11 protein-coding genes and 1 pseudogene are annotated in these 18,454 nt (G+C 66.6%); 4 read left to right on the top strand and 8 right to left on the bottom strand.

The genetic code is table 11. The features are described 5' to 3' along the window. Positions 1-84: 84 nt before the first annotated feature. From G3N61_RS13045 to G3N61_RS13035, 3 genes are read right to left on the bottom strand one after another with little or no spacing between them, the layout of a single operon-like run. Positions 85-1,533, bottom strand: coding sequence for an efflux transporter outer membrane subunit (locus G3N61_RS13045; RefSeq protein ID WP_205822618.1), 1,449 nt, complete (start codon positions 1,531-1,533; stop codon positions 85-87). Further along, complete coding sequence (locus tag G3N61_RS13040) at positions 1,530-4,688, bottom strand: efflux RND transporter permease subunit (protein WP_043177220.1); 3,159 nt, start codon at positions 4,686-4,688, stop codon at positions 1,530-1,532. The genes G3N61_RS13045 and G3N61_RS13040 overlap by 4 nt, the downstream gene beginning before the upstream one ends. An 11-nt stretch (positions 4,689-4,699) precedes the next feature. After that, positions 4,700-5,827 (bottom strand): efflux RND transporter periplasmic adaptor subunit, encoded by a 1,128-nt coding sequence (locus tag G3N61_RS13035; protein ID WP_277405097.1) that lies wholly within the window; start codon positions 5,825-5,827, stop codon positions 4,700-4,702. 864 nt (positions 5,828-6,691) lie between these two features. Here G3N61_RS13035 and G3N61_RS13030 point away from each other — a divergent pair. After that, the gene (locus G3N61_RS13030) at positions 6,692-7,783 is read left to right on the top strand and encodes a LysR family transcriptional regulator (RefSeq protein ID WP_241017727.1); all 1,092 of its coding nucleotides are present in this window, start codon (positions 6,692-6,694) and stop codon (positions 7,781-7,783) included. A 105-nt stretch (positions 7,784-7,888) separates the two neighbouring features. Here G3N61_RS13030 and G3N61_RS13025 read toward each other — a convergent pair whose 3' ends face one another. From G3N61_RS13025 to G3N61_RS13015, 3 genes are all read right to left on the bottom strand, one after another. Further along, positions 7,889-8,548, bottom strand: coding sequence for a TetR/AcrR family transcriptional regulator (locus G3N61_RS13025; protein ID WP_043177224.1), 660 nt, complete (start codon positions 8,546-8,548; stop codon positions 7,889-7,891). A 360-nt stretch (positions 8,549-8,908) separates the two neighbouring features. Continuing rightward, entirely contained in the window at positions 8,909-10,003 is a 1,095-nt protein-coding gene (locus G3N61_RS13020; protein WP_043177239.1) for a potassium channel protein, read from the bottom strand. Between the two features lie 82 nt (positions 10,004-10,085). Continuing rightward, complete coding sequence (locus G3N61_RS13015) at positions 10,086-11,420, bottom strand: FAD-binding oxidoreductase (RefSeq protein ID WP_205822617.1); 1,335 nt, start codon at positions 11,418-11,420, stop codon at positions 10,086-10,088. Positions 11,421-11,644: 224 nt separating this feature from the next. On the opposite strand from G3N61_RS13015, the gene G3N61_RS13010 reads away from it, so the two are divergent. Further along, entirely contained in the window at positions 11,645-12,499 is an 855-nt protein-coding gene (locus G3N61_RS13010; protein WP_043177243.1) for a helix-turn-helix domain-containing protein, read from the top strand. A 125-nt stretch (positions 12,500-12,624) separates the two neighbouring features. Further along, positions 12,625-14,292 (top strand): ATP-dependent helicase, encoded by a 1,668-nt coding sequence (locus G3N61_RS13005; RefSeq protein ID WP_089452558.1) that lies wholly within the window; start codon positions 12,625-12,627, stop codon positions 14,290-14,292. 55 nt (positions 14,293-14,347) lie between these two features. On the opposite strand, the gene G3N61_RS13000 is transcribed toward G3N61_RS13005, so the two are convergent. After that, a complete protein-coding gene (locus tag G3N61_RS13000) occupies positions 14,348-15,907 on the bottom strand; it encodes a methyl-accepting chemotaxis protein (protein ID WP_043177246.1) in 1,560 nt (519 codons plus the stop codon). Between the two features lie 231 nt (positions 15,908-16,138). Between G3N61_RS13000 and G3N61_RS12995 the strand changes: the two genes are divergently transcribed. After that, a complete protein-coding gene (locus G3N61_RS12995; protein ID WP_205822616.1) occupies positions 16,139-17,653 on the top strand; it encodes an MDR family MFS transporter in 1,515 nt (504 codons plus the stop codon). A gap of 59 nt (positions 17,654-17,712) precedes the next feature. On the opposite strand, the pseudogene G3N61_RS12990 reads toward G3N61_RS12995, so the two are convergent. After that, positions 17,713-18,252 (bottom strand): annotated as a pseudogene (locus G3N61_RS12990) (zinc-binding dehydrogenase); the annotation flags it as partial. Positions 18,253-18,454 lie beyond the last annotated feature (202 nt).

Below are 18,454 nucleotides of genomic sequence, written 5' to 3'. Positions count from 1 at the left end.
GAGCCCCGGGTGTCGGGGCACGCCTCCTGAATCACCGAACGGGCCGGGCCCGTTACGGTGTCCTGCTTTACGTCAGCGCACGGATCAACCCGGCGGATGCGCGGCTTGCCCGGTCGGCACGTCGGCTTTCACGGTCCGGTCCTGCCAGCCGCCGCCCAATGCGCGGTAGAGATCGACCGTGTTCGTCATCCGCGCCAGCCGAACCTTGACCAGATTCTGCTGCGCGTCGTACAGCGACCGCTGGTTGACGAGCACGTTCACGTAGCCGTCGACACCCTCGCGATAGCGTACGTCGGACAACCGGTATGCCGACTGGCTCGCATCGACCAGCAGGCGCTGGGCCGTTTCCTGCTGGCCCCAGGTCGCACGCCCGTCGAGCGCATCGGAGACTTCGCGAAACGCCGTCTGGACCGCCTTCTGGTACGTTGCGACTTCGATGTCGCGATTGACCTTCGAGACCGCCAGGTTCGCGCTGTTGCGCCCGTAGTCGAAGATCGGCACGCTGATCGTCGGCCCGAACGACCACGCCGCGCTGCCGGGATCGAACAGGTTGCGCAGCGACGCACTGGCCGTGCCGCCGCTGGCCGTCAGCGAAATGCTCGGGAAGAACGCGGCGCGGGCGGCGCCGATGTTCGCGTTGGCCGCCATCAGCTGATGCTCGGCCGCCATGATGTCCGGCCGCCGCGCGAGCAGATCCGACGGAAGCCCGGCCGGCAGATCCTCGTCGAGCCGAACCGCCGCCAACGATTCGCGCGACAGCAGCGCGTCGTCGAGCGGCGCGCCGACCAGCAGCGTCAGCGCGTTGATGTCGGTCCGCACCTGCCGGTCGTACTGCGCGAGATTCGCTTCCGCGGCACGGACGGTCGTCTCGGCCTGACGCAGATCGAGCAGCGACGACGTGCCGTTCCGGTACCCCGAATCGACGATCTTCAGCGACGCCCGCTGGCTGGCGAGCGTGTCGGCCGTCAGCGACCGGATGTCCTGGTCGGCCTGCAGCGTCAGCCACGCGGTGGCCACCTCGGCGATCAGGCTGATCTGGGTGGCCTGGCGCGTGGCCTCGGTCGCCAGATAGGTCTGCATCGCCTGCTCCGTCAGGCTGCGGATCTTGCCGAACAGGTCCAGCTCGTACGACGCGACGCCCCCGACGTTGTAGGAGCGCGTGACGCCGGCTTGGCCCGTCGTCGACAGGTCGGACGGCAGCCGCTGAATCGACCCGGACGCGCTGGCCGACAGCGTCGGCAGCAGGTCCGCCCGCTGGATCCGGTACTGCGCGCGCGCCGCTTCGATGTTCAGCACGGCCACGCGCAGGTCGCGGTTGTTTTCCAGCGCCATGCCGATCAGCGTCTGCAGGTGCGGGTCGGTGTAGAAGTCGAGCCAGCCGAGTTCCGCGGCCGACGGCTTGCCGGCGGTGTCCGGTGCAGTGGCCGCGTATTGCGCGGCGACCGACGGGTCGGGACGATGATAGGTTGGGATCATCGTGCAGCTCGCCATCAGCAGCGCCGCGGGCAACACCGCGAGTTTCAGGATCTTCATGCGGTCACCTCGTCAACCTTGTCGATGTCGTCGGCCTTGTCGGCCTTGCCTGTCTTGCCGCGCGAGAACAGGCCCGTCACCAGCACATAGAACAGCGGCACGTAGAACACGGCCAGGAACGTCGCAGTCATCATCCCGCCGACCACCCCGGTGCCAACGGAGTGCTGGCTGCCCGAGCCGGCGCCGTTCGAGATCGCGAGCGGCAGCACACCGAGCACGAACGCCATCGACGTCATGATGATCGGGCGCAGCCGCAGCCGTGCCGCCTGAACGGCCGCCTGCATCAACGACATGCCTTCTTTTTCGTACAGCTCCTTCGCGAACTCGACGATCAGGATCGCGTTCTTCGCCGACAGGCCGACCGTCGTCAGCAGGCCCACCTGGAAGAACACGTCGTTCGTCAGGCCGCGCGCCAGCGTGGCGACCACGGCGCCGATCACGCCGAGCGGCACGACCATCAGCACCGAGAACGGCACCGACCAGCTCTCGTACAGCGCGGCAAGACAGAGGAACACGATCAGGATCGACAGCGCATACAGCGCCGGCGCCTGCGAACCCGACAACTGTTCCTCATAGGACAGCCCCGTGACCGCCAGCCCGAATCCGTTCGGCAACTGCGCCGCGATCTTCTCGATCTCCTGCATCGCTTCGCCCGAGCTGTGGCCGGCTTTCGGCTGGCCCTGCAGTTCGACGGCCGGAATGCCGTTGTAACGCTCGAGCTTCGGCGAACCGTATTCCCAGTGCCCCGACGCCACCGCCGAGAACGGCACCATCTGGCCATTGCTGTTGCGCAGATACCATTTGTACAGATCCTCCGGACCCACGCGCGCATCAGGCACGCCCTGGACGTACACCTTCTTCACCCGGCCGCGATCGACGAAGTCGTTCACGTACTGGGAACCCCAGGCGGCCGTCATCGTATCGTTGATGTCGGCGATGCTGACCTGCAGCGCACGCGCCTTCTCGTCGTCGATATCGATGTGGAACTGCGGCTCGTCGTTCATGCCGTTCGGGCGGACGTTGGCCAGCAGCGGGTTGTCATGCGCGAGCTTCAGGAACTGGTCGCGTGCCGCCATCAGCGCCTCGTGACCTTGACCGTTCCGGTCCTGGAGGTACACGTCGAAGCCCTGCGAGTTGCCCATTTCCATGATCGCGGGCGGCACGATCGGAATCACGATGCCGTCCTTGATCTTTGCAAAAGCCCCGCCAGCGCGCTGCGCCAGGCCGAACACGCTCGTATCGCTGCCCTTGCGCTTTTCCCACGGCTTGAGCGAGACGAATGCCAGCGCCGAGTTCTGCCCACGCCCCGCGAAGTTGAAGCCGTTCACGGTGTAGACCGACTCGACGACATCCGCCTCGTCCTTCAGCAGGTAGTCGCGTACCTTGGTCAACGCGTCTTCGGTCCGTTCCGCCGATGCATTGCCCGGCATCTGGATCTGGACGAACAGCGTCCCCTGGTCTTCGTCCGGCAGGAAAGCCGTCGGAATGCGCGTGAACAGGAAGCCCATGCCGACCACGATCAGCAGGTAGATGACGATGTAGCGCCCCTTCTTGCGCAGGATCGCTGCGACCGCACCTTCGTAGCGGTCGGTACCGCGGTCGAACGTCCGGTTGAACCACCCGAAGAAGCCCTTCTTCACGTGATGATCGGCATCGCCCGGCTTGAGCATCGTCGCGCACAACGCCGGCGTGAACACCAGTGCAACCAGCACCGACAGCGCCATCGCCGACACGATCGTGATCGAGAACTGGCGATAGATCACGCCCGTCGACCCGCCGAAGAACGCCATCGGCAGGAACACGGCCGACAGCACCATCGCGATGCCGACCAGCGCGCCCTGGATCTGCCCCATCGACTTGCTGGTCGCTTCCCGCGCGCTCAGCCCTTCCTCGGTCATCACGCGCTCGACGTTCTCCACCACGACGATCGCATCGTCGACCAGCAGGCCGATCGCCAGCACCATGCCGAACATGGTGAGCGTGTTGATCGTGAAGCCGAACGCGGAGAGCACGCCGAACGTCCCCAGCAGCACGACCGGAACCGCCAGCGTCGGAATCAGCGTCGCGCGGATGTTCTGCAGGAACAGGTACATCACCAGGAACACGAGGATGATGCCTTCGATCAGCGTCTTGACCACTTCGTGAATCGACGCGTGAACGACCGGCGACGTGTCGTACGGAATGACGATCTTCACGCCCGGCGGCAACAGCGCTTCCTGTTCCTTGAGCAGCTTCTTGACGGATTCCACCGTCTGGAGCAGGTTCGCGCCGGTCGCCAGACGCAGTGCGATACCGGCGGACGGCTTGCCGTCGTACATACTCGAGATCGAGTAGTTCTCCGGCCCGAGGCTCACGGTCGCGACGTCGCCGAGCTTGACCTGCGAACCGTCGGCATTCACCTTGAGCAGGATCTGCTTGAACTCGTCGGCGGTACGCAGGCGCACCTTCCCGATCACGGTCGCGCTCAGTTCCACGCCGCGCCGCGTCGGCAGGCCGCCGAGCTGGCCCGACGAGACCTGGACGTTCTGCGACCGGATCGCGTTCGTGACATCGAGCGGCGTGAGCGAATAGCTGTCGAGCTTCGCCGGGTCGAGCCAGATCCGCATCCCGTACTGCGAACCCATCAGCAGGTAGTCGCCCACCCCTTTCGTCCGCAGGATCGGATCCTGGAGGTTCGACGCCAGATAGTTGCCGAGGTCGCCGCTCGACATCTTCCCGTCTTCGGAAACGAGCGCCGCGACCATCATGAAGTTGATCTGGTACTTGACGACGCGAATCCCCTGCTGCTGCACTTCCTGGGGCAGAAGCGGCGTCGCGAGCGACAGCTTGTTCTGCACCTGGACCTGCGCGATATCGGGGTTGGTGCCCTGGTCGAACGTCGCGACGATCGTCATGCTGCCGTCGGCGTTACTTTCCGACGACATGTAACGCAGGCCGTCGAGGCCGTTGAGCTGCTGCTCGATCGGCTGGACGACCGTGTCCTGAACCGTCTGCGCCGACGCACCCGGGTAGCTGACCGTGATCGACACCGCGGGCGCCGCGATGTTCGGATACTGGTTGATCGGTAGCGAACGAATCGCCAGATAACCGGCCAGCATGATGACGATGGCGATCACCCACGCAAAGATGGGGCGCCTGATGAAGAACTGTGACATGCGCGCTCCGACTAGCTGCCGTTTGCCGTAGACGGCGCGGCAATGCGCGCGTCACCCAGGTCGACATGGACGTTCGTCGCCGGTACCGCGACCACCTTCATGCCCGGCTGCAGTTTCTGCACGCCCTCGGTCACCACGCGTTCGCCCGCATTCAACCCGGAGCGGACGAGCCACGTATTGCCGACCGTCCGGTCCACCGCGAGCTGCTTCAGCTGCACCTTGCCGTCGGCATCGACGACCCAGGCCACCGGCGTGCCCGTCGTATCGCGCGTGATGCCCTGCTGCGGCACCAGGATCGCGTCGCGCTTGACGCCCTCGTCGAGCTTCGTGCGCACGAACATGCCCGGCAGGATCTGGTGATCCGGATTCGGGAACTGGGCACGCAACGTCACCGAGCCCGTGCCTTCGTCGACACTGACTTCGGAGAATTTCAGCGTGCCGCCGTGCGCATACGACGTGCCGTCCTCGAGCAACAGTCCGACACTGGCTGCCCCTGCGCTGACGGTCTGCAACTGACCGTCGGCGAGTTCCTTGCGCAGGCGCAGCATGTCGGACGACGACTGCGTCACGTCAACGTAAATGGGATCGAGCTGCGTGATGACGGCCATCGACTGCGCCTGGCCGTTCGTGACCAGTGCGCCTTCCGTCACGAGCGAGCGGCCGATACGCCCGGCGATCGGCGCGTAGACCTTCGTGTAGTCCAGGTTGACCTTCGCGGTATCGAGATCCGCCTGCGCCTGGCGATACGAGGACACCGAGTCGTCGTACTGCTGGCGGCTCACCGCGTTGTCGGCAAGCAGTTTTTCATTACGCTCGGCGAGATGCTGCGCCGACACCAGTGCGGCACGCGCCTTTTCGTACGCGGCCTTGTACGGCGCATCGTCGATCTGGTAAAGCTGCTGCCCCTGCTTGACGTCGTCGCCTTCGACGAAGAGCCGCCGCTTGATCACGCCGTTGACTTGCGGGCGCACCTCGGCGACACGCCACGAATTCGCCCGACCCGGCAACAACGACTTGAGCGTGATCTCCTGCGGCTGCAGCGTGACCACGCCGACCTCGGGGACGGCCGCCACCGCGGCTTCCTTCTTCTGGCATCCGGCGACGGCCATCGACCCGACCACGACACACGTCGCAAGCAAGGCGCTTCTCTTGGGAATGATCATCCGGTACATACAACATCCCTCACTGTTCGTTTCATGTTTCTCACTCTCAACGTTGCGAATCCGGCAGCCACTGGGGAAGCCCCTCGGTGCGCCGGGCTGAACGACAAGTCCGGTTCGTCGATCCATATGGACGCCTGCGTGGCGCATCCGCCATCGCGACATGCATACGATCCGCCGCACGCAACGTCGAATCGGCAAATCGCACCGCCTTCAACGATTTCTGCGCGCAGCATGACTCCCACCCATTCAGTAGGTGTACTGATCTATAAGAAAGGACGTTAACGGTCCAGAATATCGCGCCCGTTAACGCACGACCCGACGCAACGAATCACCCGTACGAATGACGCGTGCGATGCGACGGGACCTCCACCCGATGGAGTAGGCATGCCACCCGGGTTGCCGGGCGCCTGTCGTGCGGGGCGGAAGCAGAGCGCGCTGCGCGCTATCCGTCCCCGATGGCCGGAATCCTCATGGTCGAAATTTATTCATCACTTGTTGATTTAATGCGATGGTAGGGCATCCGTCGCGACGCTGTCAACCGTTCGATCGTCGCGCCATGCGGCAGGACGGCACGCTCGAGGCAGCGCCAAGCCAGGCGCAAGCGGCGCTCACATGGCAGAACGGACAGCGGATAGAAGTGCCACTCAGATCGGGGCAACGAGGTGACAGGTGCGCCGGTGGGCGACGGAATTCAGCGATTGAACCGCGCGGACGAAGGGTCGGCGTCGAACCTGGCGAGCGTGTCGAAAGTGCTACCGCCGCCCCGATCGACGCGCTGAGCCGTCGTGGCGGACATGACGGCGGGAAGCGAGCGCGGGCACGCTTCACGCATGAGCATTTTTGCGCTATCATTTTATTCAACACGTGTTGAATAATGTTGGCGAACGATGCCAACGACCGTTCCCAAGCACATGCCGAGCACGTCGATTGCCGGGCGCGATATGTCCGGGACGGAAACGACACGTGAACCCGGAAACCGAAATGGACAAACTTCAATCGATGCGGTCGTTCGTACAGGTCGTGAACGACGGAAGCTTCATCCGCGCAGCCACCCGCCTCGGCATTTCTCAAATGATGATCAGCCGTCGCGTCAACTGGCTCGAGGAACAACTGGAAAGGCGCCTGCTCGTCCGCAGAACGCGGAGTGTGTCGCTCACGGATTTCGGGAAGACGTACTACACGCGCGTCAGCGACATTCTGGCGAAGCTCGACGAAGTCGAGCACGCGGTGTCGGTGCCCACGCAAACGCCGTCCGGAACCCTGCGCGTAGCGGTCTCCGTCGGCCTTTCGCTGCGGCACCTGTCGTCGTGCCTGCGAGACTATTGCGATTCGTACCCGGAAGTGGTTCCCGTTCCCGTGCTGGTCGATCGCCCGGTCGATCTGGTCGCAGACGGATACGATGCCGGCATCTTCGACCTGTCGTCGTTGTCATGCACGAGCCTCGTCGCACGCGCGGTCTTCAGCTCGCCGCTCATCGCGTGCGCATCCCCCGACTATCTTCGGCGGCGCGGCGAACCGACGCGCCCGGAGGAATTGGCCGAGCACGCGTACCTCGCGATCTCGGGCCCCCAGCGCGGCAAATCCGAGCTGCAACTGGACAGTGCCGACGGCACCGTGACGATCACGTGCCATCCGGCCGTCGTGGCCAACAATATCGATTTTCTGATGCAGATGGTCCTGTCGGGCGCAGGCATCGCGTTGATCCATCCCGCACTGGTTCAGCGGGAACTCGAGAAAGGCACGCTGAAGCGAGTTCTCCCGGATTACTGGGCGCCCTCGCCCACGTTCGGCATCGTCTACCCCAGCCGTCGCCACTTGCCGGCCAAGGTGCGAACCTTCATCGACCATCTGTTGGCGACGTTCGACGAATCCGAGACTGCCTGGCACAGCGCCGCATCGGCTCAATGCCAGGCAAGCGCGAATGCCGCGTGACAGCGGCTGCCCGCTCGGCCGCATGATGCGCCGGCCCCGCGACCTTCATCACCACGCACCTCGCCGGAATTTCGTCGCACCTGGCACTTCGGCGCGACGGCCACGCTATCGCAGCAGCCCCATTGCGATATCCAGGACGCCTTGCTTGAATTTTTCAGGGTGGTCGGGCAGCGTTGAAAACTTCGCGAACACGTGGCCATACGAAATCGTATTGCTGATCGCATTCACGATCATCGCGTGCATCAGCTCGGGATCGTGAGACTTCATCTTTCCGGCTTCGATGGCATCCGCGAGAAGCGGAATGAACGCATCACGATAGGGGCCGAGCAACCGTTCCACGAGGACGTTCAAGCGCTCGCCGTGCTCCGTCGTGGCGGTCGAGAAGAACATGCCGATATCCGGGTTGGCGAACACGTTGTCGATGAACAGTGTCAATGCCTGCCTGATCCGTTCGACCGGCGACATCCGGCTGTTGCGGAGCTGTTTCGTCATCTCGATCAACGGTGCCAGTTGCGCGGCCAGCTGGTCGACGACCGCCGTCCACAGCCCCTCTTTCGACCCGAAATGATGCGCCATCAAGGCGGGATCGACACCGGCCAGACCGGCGATTTCCCGCACGCTGGTTGCCGCGTAGCCCTGCTTGGCGAACCGCTGCCGCGCACATCGCAGCAGCGAATCGAAACCCACGTGCGCAGTGCCGGACGGGCGTCCCCTGGTACGTTTGGCAGTGGGCTGGCGCTTGGCCGAAGTATCGGAACTGGGCATGCAGGAATAGCGTCGAAGGCGGGAAGACGTCGAAGTATACCAAGCACATGTTGCGCGCCCAATGCGATTACCGCCGCGGAAACCGCACTCGACCCGGGACGCTGGCATGCTGCTTACGCTGTCTCGTCGCGACTGCGGTTTTGCAACACGATCATCCGATAACACTCGTCACAACAACAAGCGTCGAGTCCCTGCCGAAGTCGTTAAAGGGATCTCGACGACGCATTTGATATCGATCTGCGCGGATTCACGTTGCCATAGATCGCCTGCACGGCGCCCACACGACAAAAAAACGCGAAATCACGAAACCGTTCGCCATCAAATCATGGGCATCGATAGACTTTCCAGAACGCCCGCCCATCAAATATCCGGATCGGGAATTCGCGCCGACTGGATCACGACCAGCGTGTCCCCCGCCTCGATCCTGCACGGCGGGTCCTCGTAGAACGAATAAATCTTCCCGCACCGATCGAGCCCGACGACGATCGCGCCCGGCACGACGTTCGTCAGGCAGCCGATCTCGCTTGGCATCGCCTCGCGCTCCAGCAGCGTCGCGCGGCCGCGCGTCGACAGCATGTCGTTCACGAACGGCACGATGTAGCGGCTATGCACGGCATCTGCGAGCAGCAGCGCGCCGATCTTCGTCGACGACACGATCACGTCCGCCCCCGCCTGCCGCAGTTGCCGCTGGTACAGGTTCTCCTGGATCCGCACGACGATCTTCGTATCGGGCGCGATGCTGCGCACCGACAGCGTCAGCAGGATCGCGGTCGGATCGTCGGTCACGGAAATGATCACGGCCTTCGCTTCACGCACCTGTGCCTGCTGCAGCAGATCCTCGTGCGCGGGATCGCCGAGCAATCCCGCCACGCCGAGCGACGTCGCAGCCTCGATCGCCTGCTGCTGCGAATCGATCACGATGAGCGTCGCCGGATCGACGCCGCTCTCGAGCAGTTCGCGCACCGCGATCGACCCCGACAGGCCATAACCGCATACGACGATGTGATCGGACAATTGCTTCTGCAGGCGTTTCATGCGGAATTCCTCGATGACGCGCTGGATAACGAACTGATACGCCGTGCCCAGGAAAATGAACCAGATGACGATACGGATCGGCACGATGAAGAACGCATCGATCAGGCGCGCCCGTGCGGTGACGGGCACGATGTCGCCGTAGCCGACCGTCGCGACGGTCACCATCGTGAAGTACACGAGATCGGCGACGGTCATCGGCGTGCTCTTGGTCGAATCGCGCAACCCGTCGCGATCGAGATACAGCACGAGGAACGCGAGCGTGCACAGCAGCACGACCGCGCCGATACGGAACATCAGCGTGCGCCGCGGCGACGTCGCGGGACGCGTGAACAGCGTGCGCGCACGCGGTGCCTGCCACGGATTGCGGGCGCGACGCAGGCGTGAGCGCAACGAACGGCGCTGGGCGGAAGGCGTTGCCAACGGGGAATCTCCTGAAGGATGCGGGCTCGATTCTACGATGGGTCGGCCGCGACCGGCCGACGTCATCGCGTCGCTTCGTCTGCTACAGCATGCTGCGCGGTCGCACCATCGTCCCGTCGACGAAGCGCCGCGCGCGAAACGCCGACAGGTCGAGCGACGGCGCGCCCGTGTCGACCCATTCGGCAAGCAGCCGCCCGACGATCGGCCCCATCGCAAAACCGTGGCCGCAGAACCCCGTCGCAATCGCGAGCCCGGACGGCGTGCCCGGCGCATCGATCACCGGAATGCCGTCGGGCAGCACGTCGATCAGGCCGGCCCAGGCTTCGACGATCTGCGCGTCCTTCAATGCGGGGAAGATGGTCTTGAGTTTCGTGAGCGCGCGCGGCGCATGCGCACGATTCGGCTGCGGCTGCGGATCGCGCGGCTCGATCGGCCCGGCCGCCCCGTTGATGCGGGCAAGCGCATCGCGCCACGCGGCCCCGTTCACGTGCAGCCGGAACTTGTCGCGCTGCGACCAGAACTCCGGCCAGAACAGGCTCAGTCCGCGCAGGTGGCCGAGCGTCAGGTCGACGTCGACCTGCATGTCGTCGGCGAGATTGATCGCGCCGTTCTTGCGCTGCCGGATGCCGAGGCCGTGCCCCCACACCGTCGACGCCGACACCGGCGGCACCACATTGGTGCGCATGCAGGTGCCGCGGACGGCCTGCTGCGGCAGCCGGATGCCGACGCCGTCGAGCAGCCGGAAGCTGGTCGCGCCGGCCGCACAGATCACGCGCCGCGTGCGGATCGTGCCGCGCTCGGTCACGACACCGACCACCGCGCCGCCGGCCGTCTCGATCGAGGTCACGCCGCAGCCTTCGAAGAAGCATGCGCCCGCCTCGGCGGCACGCGCGGCGAACGCGGCGGCCACGCGGCGCGGCTCGGCCTGGCCGTCGGTCGCGGTGTACAGCCCGCCGAGCGTGCGTGCCTGCGACGAAAGGCCGCTGACGCGCTCGTCGATCTGCGCGCGCGTCAGCGTACGCGTGTCGAGCCCGTGCTCGCGCGCGACGGCGAGCCACGCGTTGAACGACGCCCAGTCCGTTTCGTTGTCCGCAATATAAAGACAGCCGCCCTGCCGCCATTCGAGATCGAAACCGAGGGTTTCCTCTAGCCGCTCCCAGATCCGCATGCCGGCCATCATCAGCGGCACCTCGGCCGCTTCGCGGCCCTGCTGCCGCACGAAGCCCCACGCACGGGTCGATTGCTGTCCGGCGATGCGCGACTTGTCGAGCACGACGGCCTTCAGGCCGCGCAGGCCCAGGTAATACGCGGCGGCGCAGCCCATGATGCCGGCACCCGCGATCACGACGTCGGCTTCTGCCGGGAATGGCGTGCCGGCGAGGGTCAGGGCATCGTGCAGCGGATAAGTTGTCGTCATTGTTTCCTGTCAGGCGTTAATGCATCCGGATACGAACCGCGACGGTAACGTCGTGACACACCTTTCACACAAACGCACCTTTCACGGCGCTGAATGACGACCATTTTGCGGTAAAGTTATCTTTTCCGCGCGTGGCCGGTCGGCTCGCCCCTGGACGTCTTGAAGACTGTCCGTCGAGACTGCCGAAAGGCGTCGTTCTGAACGTCACGATCCGTTCCCGTAGCATGACCACTGAAGCAATCACCACGGATTCCCTCGCGGTTGCCGAGCGCGTGCGCGAGCTGATGACCCGCAACGGCATCGGCAAGCGCCAGCAGACCACCGAGCTGTGCCGCATCCTCGACCTGAGTTTCTCGCAAGGCCATCGCAAACTGCGCGGCAGCAGCCCCTGGACGCTCGCGCAGATCAAGAAAGTCGCCGAAGCATACGGCGAACCCGCCGCCCAGCTGTTCGGCGCGCAAACGCTCGACCCCGGCATGGTCGGCGCCTATTCGCAGGAAGCCGTCCTTTATGCGGGCGTCGCCGAGATTCCGTGCACCGCATGGATCGGCGCGCCGCTCGAAGCCGGCGCTCGCCCCGAGTTCGTCGCGTATGAACAAAACGGCCGCTGGCGCGTGCTGCGCCACACGGGCGTGCTGTACCAGAACGCGTACGACGTGCACAAGATCGAGATCTATCCACGCCGCGCGGAGAACGACAAGCTCGTCGTCGCGGTGATCGACCCCGATCGCGTCAGCGCGACCGAGCTGTGCCGCTATCTCGAACGGCAAGGCTTCGCGACGGCCGCATTCGACGGCCTCGCGCCGTTCGTCGACGCGCTGCAGGGCCAGGCGTTCGACGCGGTCCTGACCGAATGGCTGTTCGACGACAGCACGGCCGCCACCGCGATCAAGGCGGTGCGCACGTCCGACAACCCGGGCGCGCCGATCTTCGTGCTGACCGGCGACCTGCTCACCGGCCGCGCGAGCGAGGCCGACATCAGCGAAGTGATCCGCGCGTTCGACGTCGTCTGCTACGAAAAGCCCGCGCGCATGGCGATCCTCAGCGCCGATCTCGCGAAACGGCTCGCGCGCGGGTAACGTCCCCGGGCCGTCCTTCTCCGGACGGCCAGCGTCTGCGCGGCACGGCGGTCGTGAACCGGGTCATAGCTCAGTACAATAGCCGCACCCGTTCACGCCCACGCCGGCTTCCGCCGCCCGACGCCATGGCCCGCCTCATCCCCGACGACTGGAAAAGCCTCGCCGCGACCGGCGCGGCCGAACGCGAGCGCGAAACGCTCGCCGCGCTCGAACACGCGCTGCCCGACAGCTACACCGTGTATCACGGCGTGCACTGGACCCGCGCCGACCAGGCATTCTCGGTGTTCGGCGAGGCCGCGTTCGTCGTCGTGAGCCCGGCCGGCCGCGTGCTGCTGATCGAGCAGAAAGCCGGCTTCCTGCGCGAAACGCCGAAGGGGCTCGTGAAGGTCTATCTGCAGAAGGAACGCAATGTCCCGATCCAGCTCGCGCGCACGCAGGAAACGCTGCACCGGCGACTGACGGCCGCGCTCGGCGCGGGCGTCTACGGCGTCGAGGCGCTGCTGTACTGCCCCGACTACGCGATCCGCGACGCGTCGATCGCCGGCGTCGCGGCCGACCGCATCGTCGATGCGTCGCGCAAGGCGCAGCTCGCGCAGGTGATCCTGCAGATCCTGCCCGAAGACGACGAGCACTTTCCGAACGCGCCGAAACTCCACCATTTCCTGGCCGACGAGCTCGCGCTCACGCCCGACACGAGCGCGCTCGTCGGGCAGGCCGGCACGCTCGTCACGCGGCTGTCGGGCGGGCTCGCCGCGTGGGCGCGCCAGCTCGAATTCGCTCCGTTCCGGCTGCGCGTCACCGGTACGGCCGGCTCGGGCAAGACGCAGCTCGCGGTGCAGGCGATGCGCGATGCGGTCGCGGCCGGCAAGCGCGTGCTCTACGTGTGCTTCAACCGGCCGCTCGCCGACTACATCGCGCGCATCGCGCCGCCCGGCGCGAAGATCGCGAACTACCACCAGCTATGCGACTGGGTCGCGCGCGACGGCGGCTATACGCCCGACTTCCAGGTGCCCGGCGAGTTCGAGCGGCTCGAAGCGCGCTTCGCGGAAACGCCGATTCCCGAGCACTGGCGCTTCGACGTGCTGGTCGTCGACGAAGGGCAGGATTTCCACGCGCCGTGGGCAGCCGCCCTGGAGCGCTTGCTGGCGCCCGATGGCGCATGGTGGTGGCTGGAAGATCCGCTGCAGAACCTGTACATGCGCGAACCCGTCGCGCTGCCGGGCTGGGTCACGCTGAAGGCGCTCACGAACTACCGGAGCCCGCGCGACCTGCTCGAATTCGTGCGCGACATCGTCGGCCGGGTCGAGCCACTGGCGGTCGAGCTGCGCTCGGGCAGCCCGTTCGACGGTTCGGATCCGTCGGTGTCGGCGTACGGGGAAGCAGGCGCGTCGGGAGACGCACTGGCCGACGCCTGCATCGACGCGACCAAGCGGGCGATCACGCATGCGCTGTCGCTCGGCTTCCGCAAGCAGGACATTGCGCTGCTGTCGTATCGCGGCCGCGAGGGCTCGGTGCTCGCGCCGCTCGACCAGCTCGGCCCGCACCGGCTCAAGAGCTTCACCGGCAAGTACGACCTGTTCGGCAACCCGGAGTATCGCGAAGGCGACGTGCTGCTCGATTCGATCTACCGCTTCAAGGGCCAGTCGGCGCCGTGCGTGATCCTCACCGAGGTCGACTTCGATACGCTCGACGCGCGTGCCGCGCGCAAGCTGTTCGTCGGCGCGACGCGTGCGACGATGAAGCTGCTGATCGTCGCGTCGTCGCGCGCGGCCGCCCAACTGGCAGCCGTCTGACGTAACGGGCGGGCGACCGGCAGGCGAGCGCCCGCCCCGTCGTCGCCCCGGCCGATCAAGCGACCCGGAACGCGCCCACCGCGCGGCGCAGCCCGTCGGCCTGCTCTTCCAGCGACGCGGCCGCCGCTGCGGCCTGCTCGACGAGCGCCGCGTTCTGCTGCGACACCTGGTCCATCTGCGACACCGCGCGGTTCACCTGCTCGATCCCGTCGCGCTGCTCGTTCGATGCGGCCGCGATCTCCGTCATGATGCCCGTCACGCGCCCGATCGCCTGCTGGATGTCCTGCATCGTCGTGCCGGCCACGCCGACGAGCCGCGAACCGTTCGCGACGCGCTCGACCGATTCGCCGATCAGCGTGCGGATTTCCTTCGCCGCCGACGCCGAGCGTTGCGCCAGTGTGCGCACCTCGCCCGCGACCACCGCGAAGCCGCGGCCCTGCTCGCCCGCACGCGCGGCTTCGACCGCCGCATTCAGCGCGAGGATGTTGGTCTGGAACGCGATGCCCTCGATCGTGCCGATGATGTCGGCGACCTTCTGCGAGCTCTGGTCGATCTCGTTCATCGTGCCGATCACCTCGCCGACCACCGTCGCGCCGCGCGTCGCGATCTCGCTCGCGCTGTCCGCGCACGCCTGCGCCTCGAGCGCATGGTCGGCGTTCTGCTTCACGGTCGCCGTCAGCTGCTCCATGCTCGCGGCAGTCTCCTGCAGTGCGGACGCCTGTTCCTCGGTGCGCTGCGACAGGTCGGTATTGCCGGCCGCGATCTGGTGCGTCGCCGTCGAAATCGCCTCGGAACCCTGGCTGACCTGGCGCACCGTGTCCGCGAGGCTGCGCTGCATGCCGGTCACGCCCTTGACCAGCTCGGCCATCTCGTCGCGCGACGACCAGCGCACCTCCGACGTCAGGTCGCCGTCCGACAGGCGGCGGAAGTGCGACAGCAGCCGGTTCACCGGCTGCGTGATCGCGAAATGCAGGCCGACCGCGCAGCCGAGGCATGCGGCGAGGCCGAATGCGATACCCGCGATCGCGCCCACGCGCATCCAGCCGTAATAGGTCTGCGCGGTGTCGTACACCGCCTTGCCACGCGCGGCCTGGTACGCATCGAGCGCATCGGTCGCCTGCGTGAGCGCGACCGACAGCGGCGGCGCGACCTGCATCAGCAGCCGGTCGGCCTCGTCGCGGCGGCCGTCGCGGACGGCGTCGATCATCGGCTTCAACGCCTGCCCGATCAGCGCCTGACGCGCGGCGTCGAGGCGGCTCGCGAGCGGGCCTTCGTCGCCGTCGTGCGGCATCGCCGCGTAGCCGCGCCATGCAGTGTCGGCCTTCGCAAGATAGTTCTCGGCCTTCTTGACGAGATCGGGCACTTCCGGCGCTTCCGGATGCAGCAGCGCGCGATCGAGCGTCGTACGCACGACCGTCAGGTTCAGGCTGGCCGCCGACAACGCGGTCTTCGCAGCCAGCTGCTGCGTATAGGCCTCGTCGAGCGCGCGGTTCGAGCTCTGCATGCCGGCGAGGCCGATCAGCCCCGATACGACGAGCAGCGCGGCGACGAGGCCAAGCGTGGAGAAGATCCGCGTACGGATCGAGAAACGGGAAAACAGGACGTTCAGGTTCATGACGGGACGTGAGCGGTGAATAGTGCCGCGGCAATCGGTCCGCAGCACTCTGGATTACGGTTTGCCTGCAGAAAACTTGAGTCCGGCCCTGCTTTCCGCCTGATCCCGATCAATTTTTCGGGCCGGCAATCTCCTGTTACGGCTGCAACATATCGAGGCTGGGCAGAAATTGACCAGTCAATCATCTGTGGCTATAGTTCGACACAATTCCCTGCCATGGCAGATATTTCAATGACAACCGACACCCTCCTCACTCCGCCGGCCACCGAAACGGCCCGCCGCGACGCGCCGACCGGGCTGATCATCGCCGCGCTGCTGCTCGTCATGCTGCTGTCCGCACTCGACCAGACGATCGTGTCGACCGCGTTGCCGACGATCGTCGGCGAGCTCGGCGGGCTCGACCAGTTGTCGTGGGTCGTCACCGCGTACCTGCTGTCGTCCACCGTCGTGCTGCCGCTGTACGGCAAGCTCGGCGACCTGTACGGCCGCAAGATCGTGCTGCAGGCCGCGATCGTGCTGTTCCTCGCGGGCTCCGCCCTGTGCGGCGTCGCGCAGGACATGACGCAGCTGATCGTGCTGCGCGCGCTGCAGGGGCTGGGTGGCGGCGGCCTGATGGTCGTCACGATGGCTGCGATCGGCGATCTGGTGCCGCCCGACCGCCGCGCGCGCTACCAGGGGATGTTCGGCGGCGTGTACGGCCTCGCGACGATCATCGGCCCGCTGCTCGGCGGCTTCCTGGTCGAGCACCTGTCATGGCGCTGGATCTTCACGATCAACCTGCCGCTCGGCTTTCTCGCGCTCGCGGTGATCGGCGTCGCGTTCCGGCCGCACACCGCGCACGTGAAGCACCGGATCGACTACATGGGCGCCGCGTTCCTCGCCACCGCCCTCACCTGCGTGATCCTGTTCACGAGCGAAGGCGGCTCGCTGCTGCCGTGGACGTCGCCGCAACTGTGGATGACGCTCGTGCTCGGCGTCGTCGCGATCGGCGGCTTCATCTATGAAGAACGGCTCGCGGCCGAGCCGATCATGCCGCTCGAACTGTTCCGTCATCGCACCTTCGTGCTGGTCAGCCTGATCGGCTTCGTCGTCGGCATCGCGCTGTTCGGCTCGGTCACGTTCATCCCGCTCTACCTGCAGGTCGTGAAGGGCTCGACGCCGTCGCAAGCCGGGATGCAGCTGCTGCCGATGATGGGCGGGATGCTCGTGACGTCGATCGTCAGCGGCCGGCTGATCTCGCGGCTCGGCTCGTACCGGATGTTCCCGATCCTGGGCACGCTGACCGGCGGCATCGCGATGGCGCTGCTGTCGACGCTGACGCTCGATACGCCGCTGCACACGATGTATGCGTACATGGCGCTACTCGGGATCGGGCTCGGCATGGTGATGCCCGTGCTCACGCTCGCCGTGCAGAACACGGTCGAATTCCGGCACATGGGCGTCGCGACGTCGGGCGCGACGCTGTTCCGCTCGATCGGCGGTTCGCTCGGGGTCGCGGCGTTCGGTGCGCTGTTCTCGCACGGGCTGCAATCGCGGGTGATGGCTGCGCTGCCAGCCGGCACCGAGCTGCCGCCCGCGCTCGGCCCGGCCGCCGTGCACCAGCTACCGGATGCCGTGCGTGATGTGTACCTGCATGCGTTCGCCGGTTCGCTGCATGTCGTGTATCTCGCGGCGGCGACCGTCATCGCGATCGCGTTCGTGCTCGCGTGGTTCGTCGAGGATGCGCCGCTGCGCAAGCACCACTGAGTCGCCCGTGGATCGCGATGCGAGCAGCGGGCCGCACCGCGATCCCCATCCGCCCGCCGTCAAGGCAGCAGCACGACCCCGCCCGTCGTCGCGCGCGACTCCAGCAGCCGGTGCGCGTCGGCTGCCTGTTCAAGCGGTAGCCGCGCGCCGATCTCCATATGCATCCCGCCCGCCAGCCGGTCGAGCGTCGCGCGTGCAGCCTCCCGATATCCGTCCACGTCGCGCGCGATGAAGCCGAGCACGCTCGGCCGCGACAGCGCGATCGACCGCGCCGGCCCCAGTTCGTCGAGATCGAACGTCTGCCGCGCGCCGATCGCGGCCACCTGCCCGATGCTCGCGACCATCCCGAACGGACGGACCGCGCCGAGCGTGCGCGTCAGCACGTCGCCGCCGATCCCGTCGATCGCAAAATCGACCCCCGCGCCGCCGCCGAACGCGCGTGCCGCCGCGACAAAATCCTCCTCGCGATAATCGACGACCGCCTCGGCGCCGTGCGTACGCACGAGCGCGGCTTTCGCGGCCGACCCGACCGTGCCGATCACCCGCGCGCCGAGCGCACGCGCCCATTGCGTCGCCAGCAGCCCGACGCCGCCGGCCGCCACCCCCCCCCCGCGTCCCTCCGCCAGCTCGCGCGCCCCGCGCGCGCCCGTCACCCGCGCCGCCCTGGGCCCCGCAGCCCCGCGCCGCCGCCAGCACGCGAACCCGCCAAAGCCGCGGCTCCCGCCGCCCCCCCGGCTCCCGCCCTCTCCCCCCTCCCGCTCCCCCCCCCCCCCCCCCCCCCCCCCCCCCCCCCCCCCCCCC

The organism is Burkholderia sp. Ac-20349 (assembly GCF_017104865.1).
Classification (GTDB): domain Bacteria; phylum Pseudomonadota; class Gammaproteobacteria; order Burkholderiales; family Burkholderiaceae; genus Burkholderia; species Burkholderia aenigmatica.
The sequence above is the reverse complement of the archived record's forward strand: the minus strand, read 5'-3'. Positions and strand labels throughout refer to the sequence as shown.

Bases quoted from the DNA above. Each gene is read 5' to 3' on its own strand.
- G3N61_RS13015 (WP_205822617.1), bottom strand. From the start codon at position 11,420: ATGACGACAACTTATCCGCTGCACGATGCCCTGACCCTCGCCGGCACG.
- G3N61_RS13045 (WP_205822618.1), bottom strand. From the start codon at position 1,533: ATGAAGATCCTGAAACTCGCGGTGTTGCCCGCGGCGCTGCTGATGGCG.
- G3N61_RS13000 (WP_043177246.1), bottom strand. From the start codon at position 15,907: ATGAACCTGAACGTCCTGTTTTCCCGTTTCTCGATCCGTACGCGGATC.
- G3N61_RS13025 (WP_043177224.1), bottom strand. From the start codon at position 8,548: ATGCCCAGTTCCGATACTTCGGCCAAGCGCCAGCCCACTGCCAAACGT.
- G3N61_RS13010 (WP_043177243.1), top strand. From the start codon at position 11,645: ATGACCACTGAAGCAATCACCACGGATTCCCTCGCGGTTGCCGAGCGC.
- G3N61_RS13040 (WP_043177220.1), bottom strand. From the start codon at position 4,688: ATGTCACAGTTCTTCATCAGGCGCCCCATCTTTGCGTGGGTGATCGCC.
- G3N61_RS13005 (WP_089452558.1), top strand. From the start codon at position 12,625: ATGGCCCGCCTCATCCCCGACGACTGGAAAAGCCTCGCCGCGACCGGC.
- G3N61_RS12995 (WP_205822616.1), top strand. From the start codon at position 16,139: ATGACAACCGACACCCTCCTCACTCCGCCGGCCACCGAAACGGCCCGC.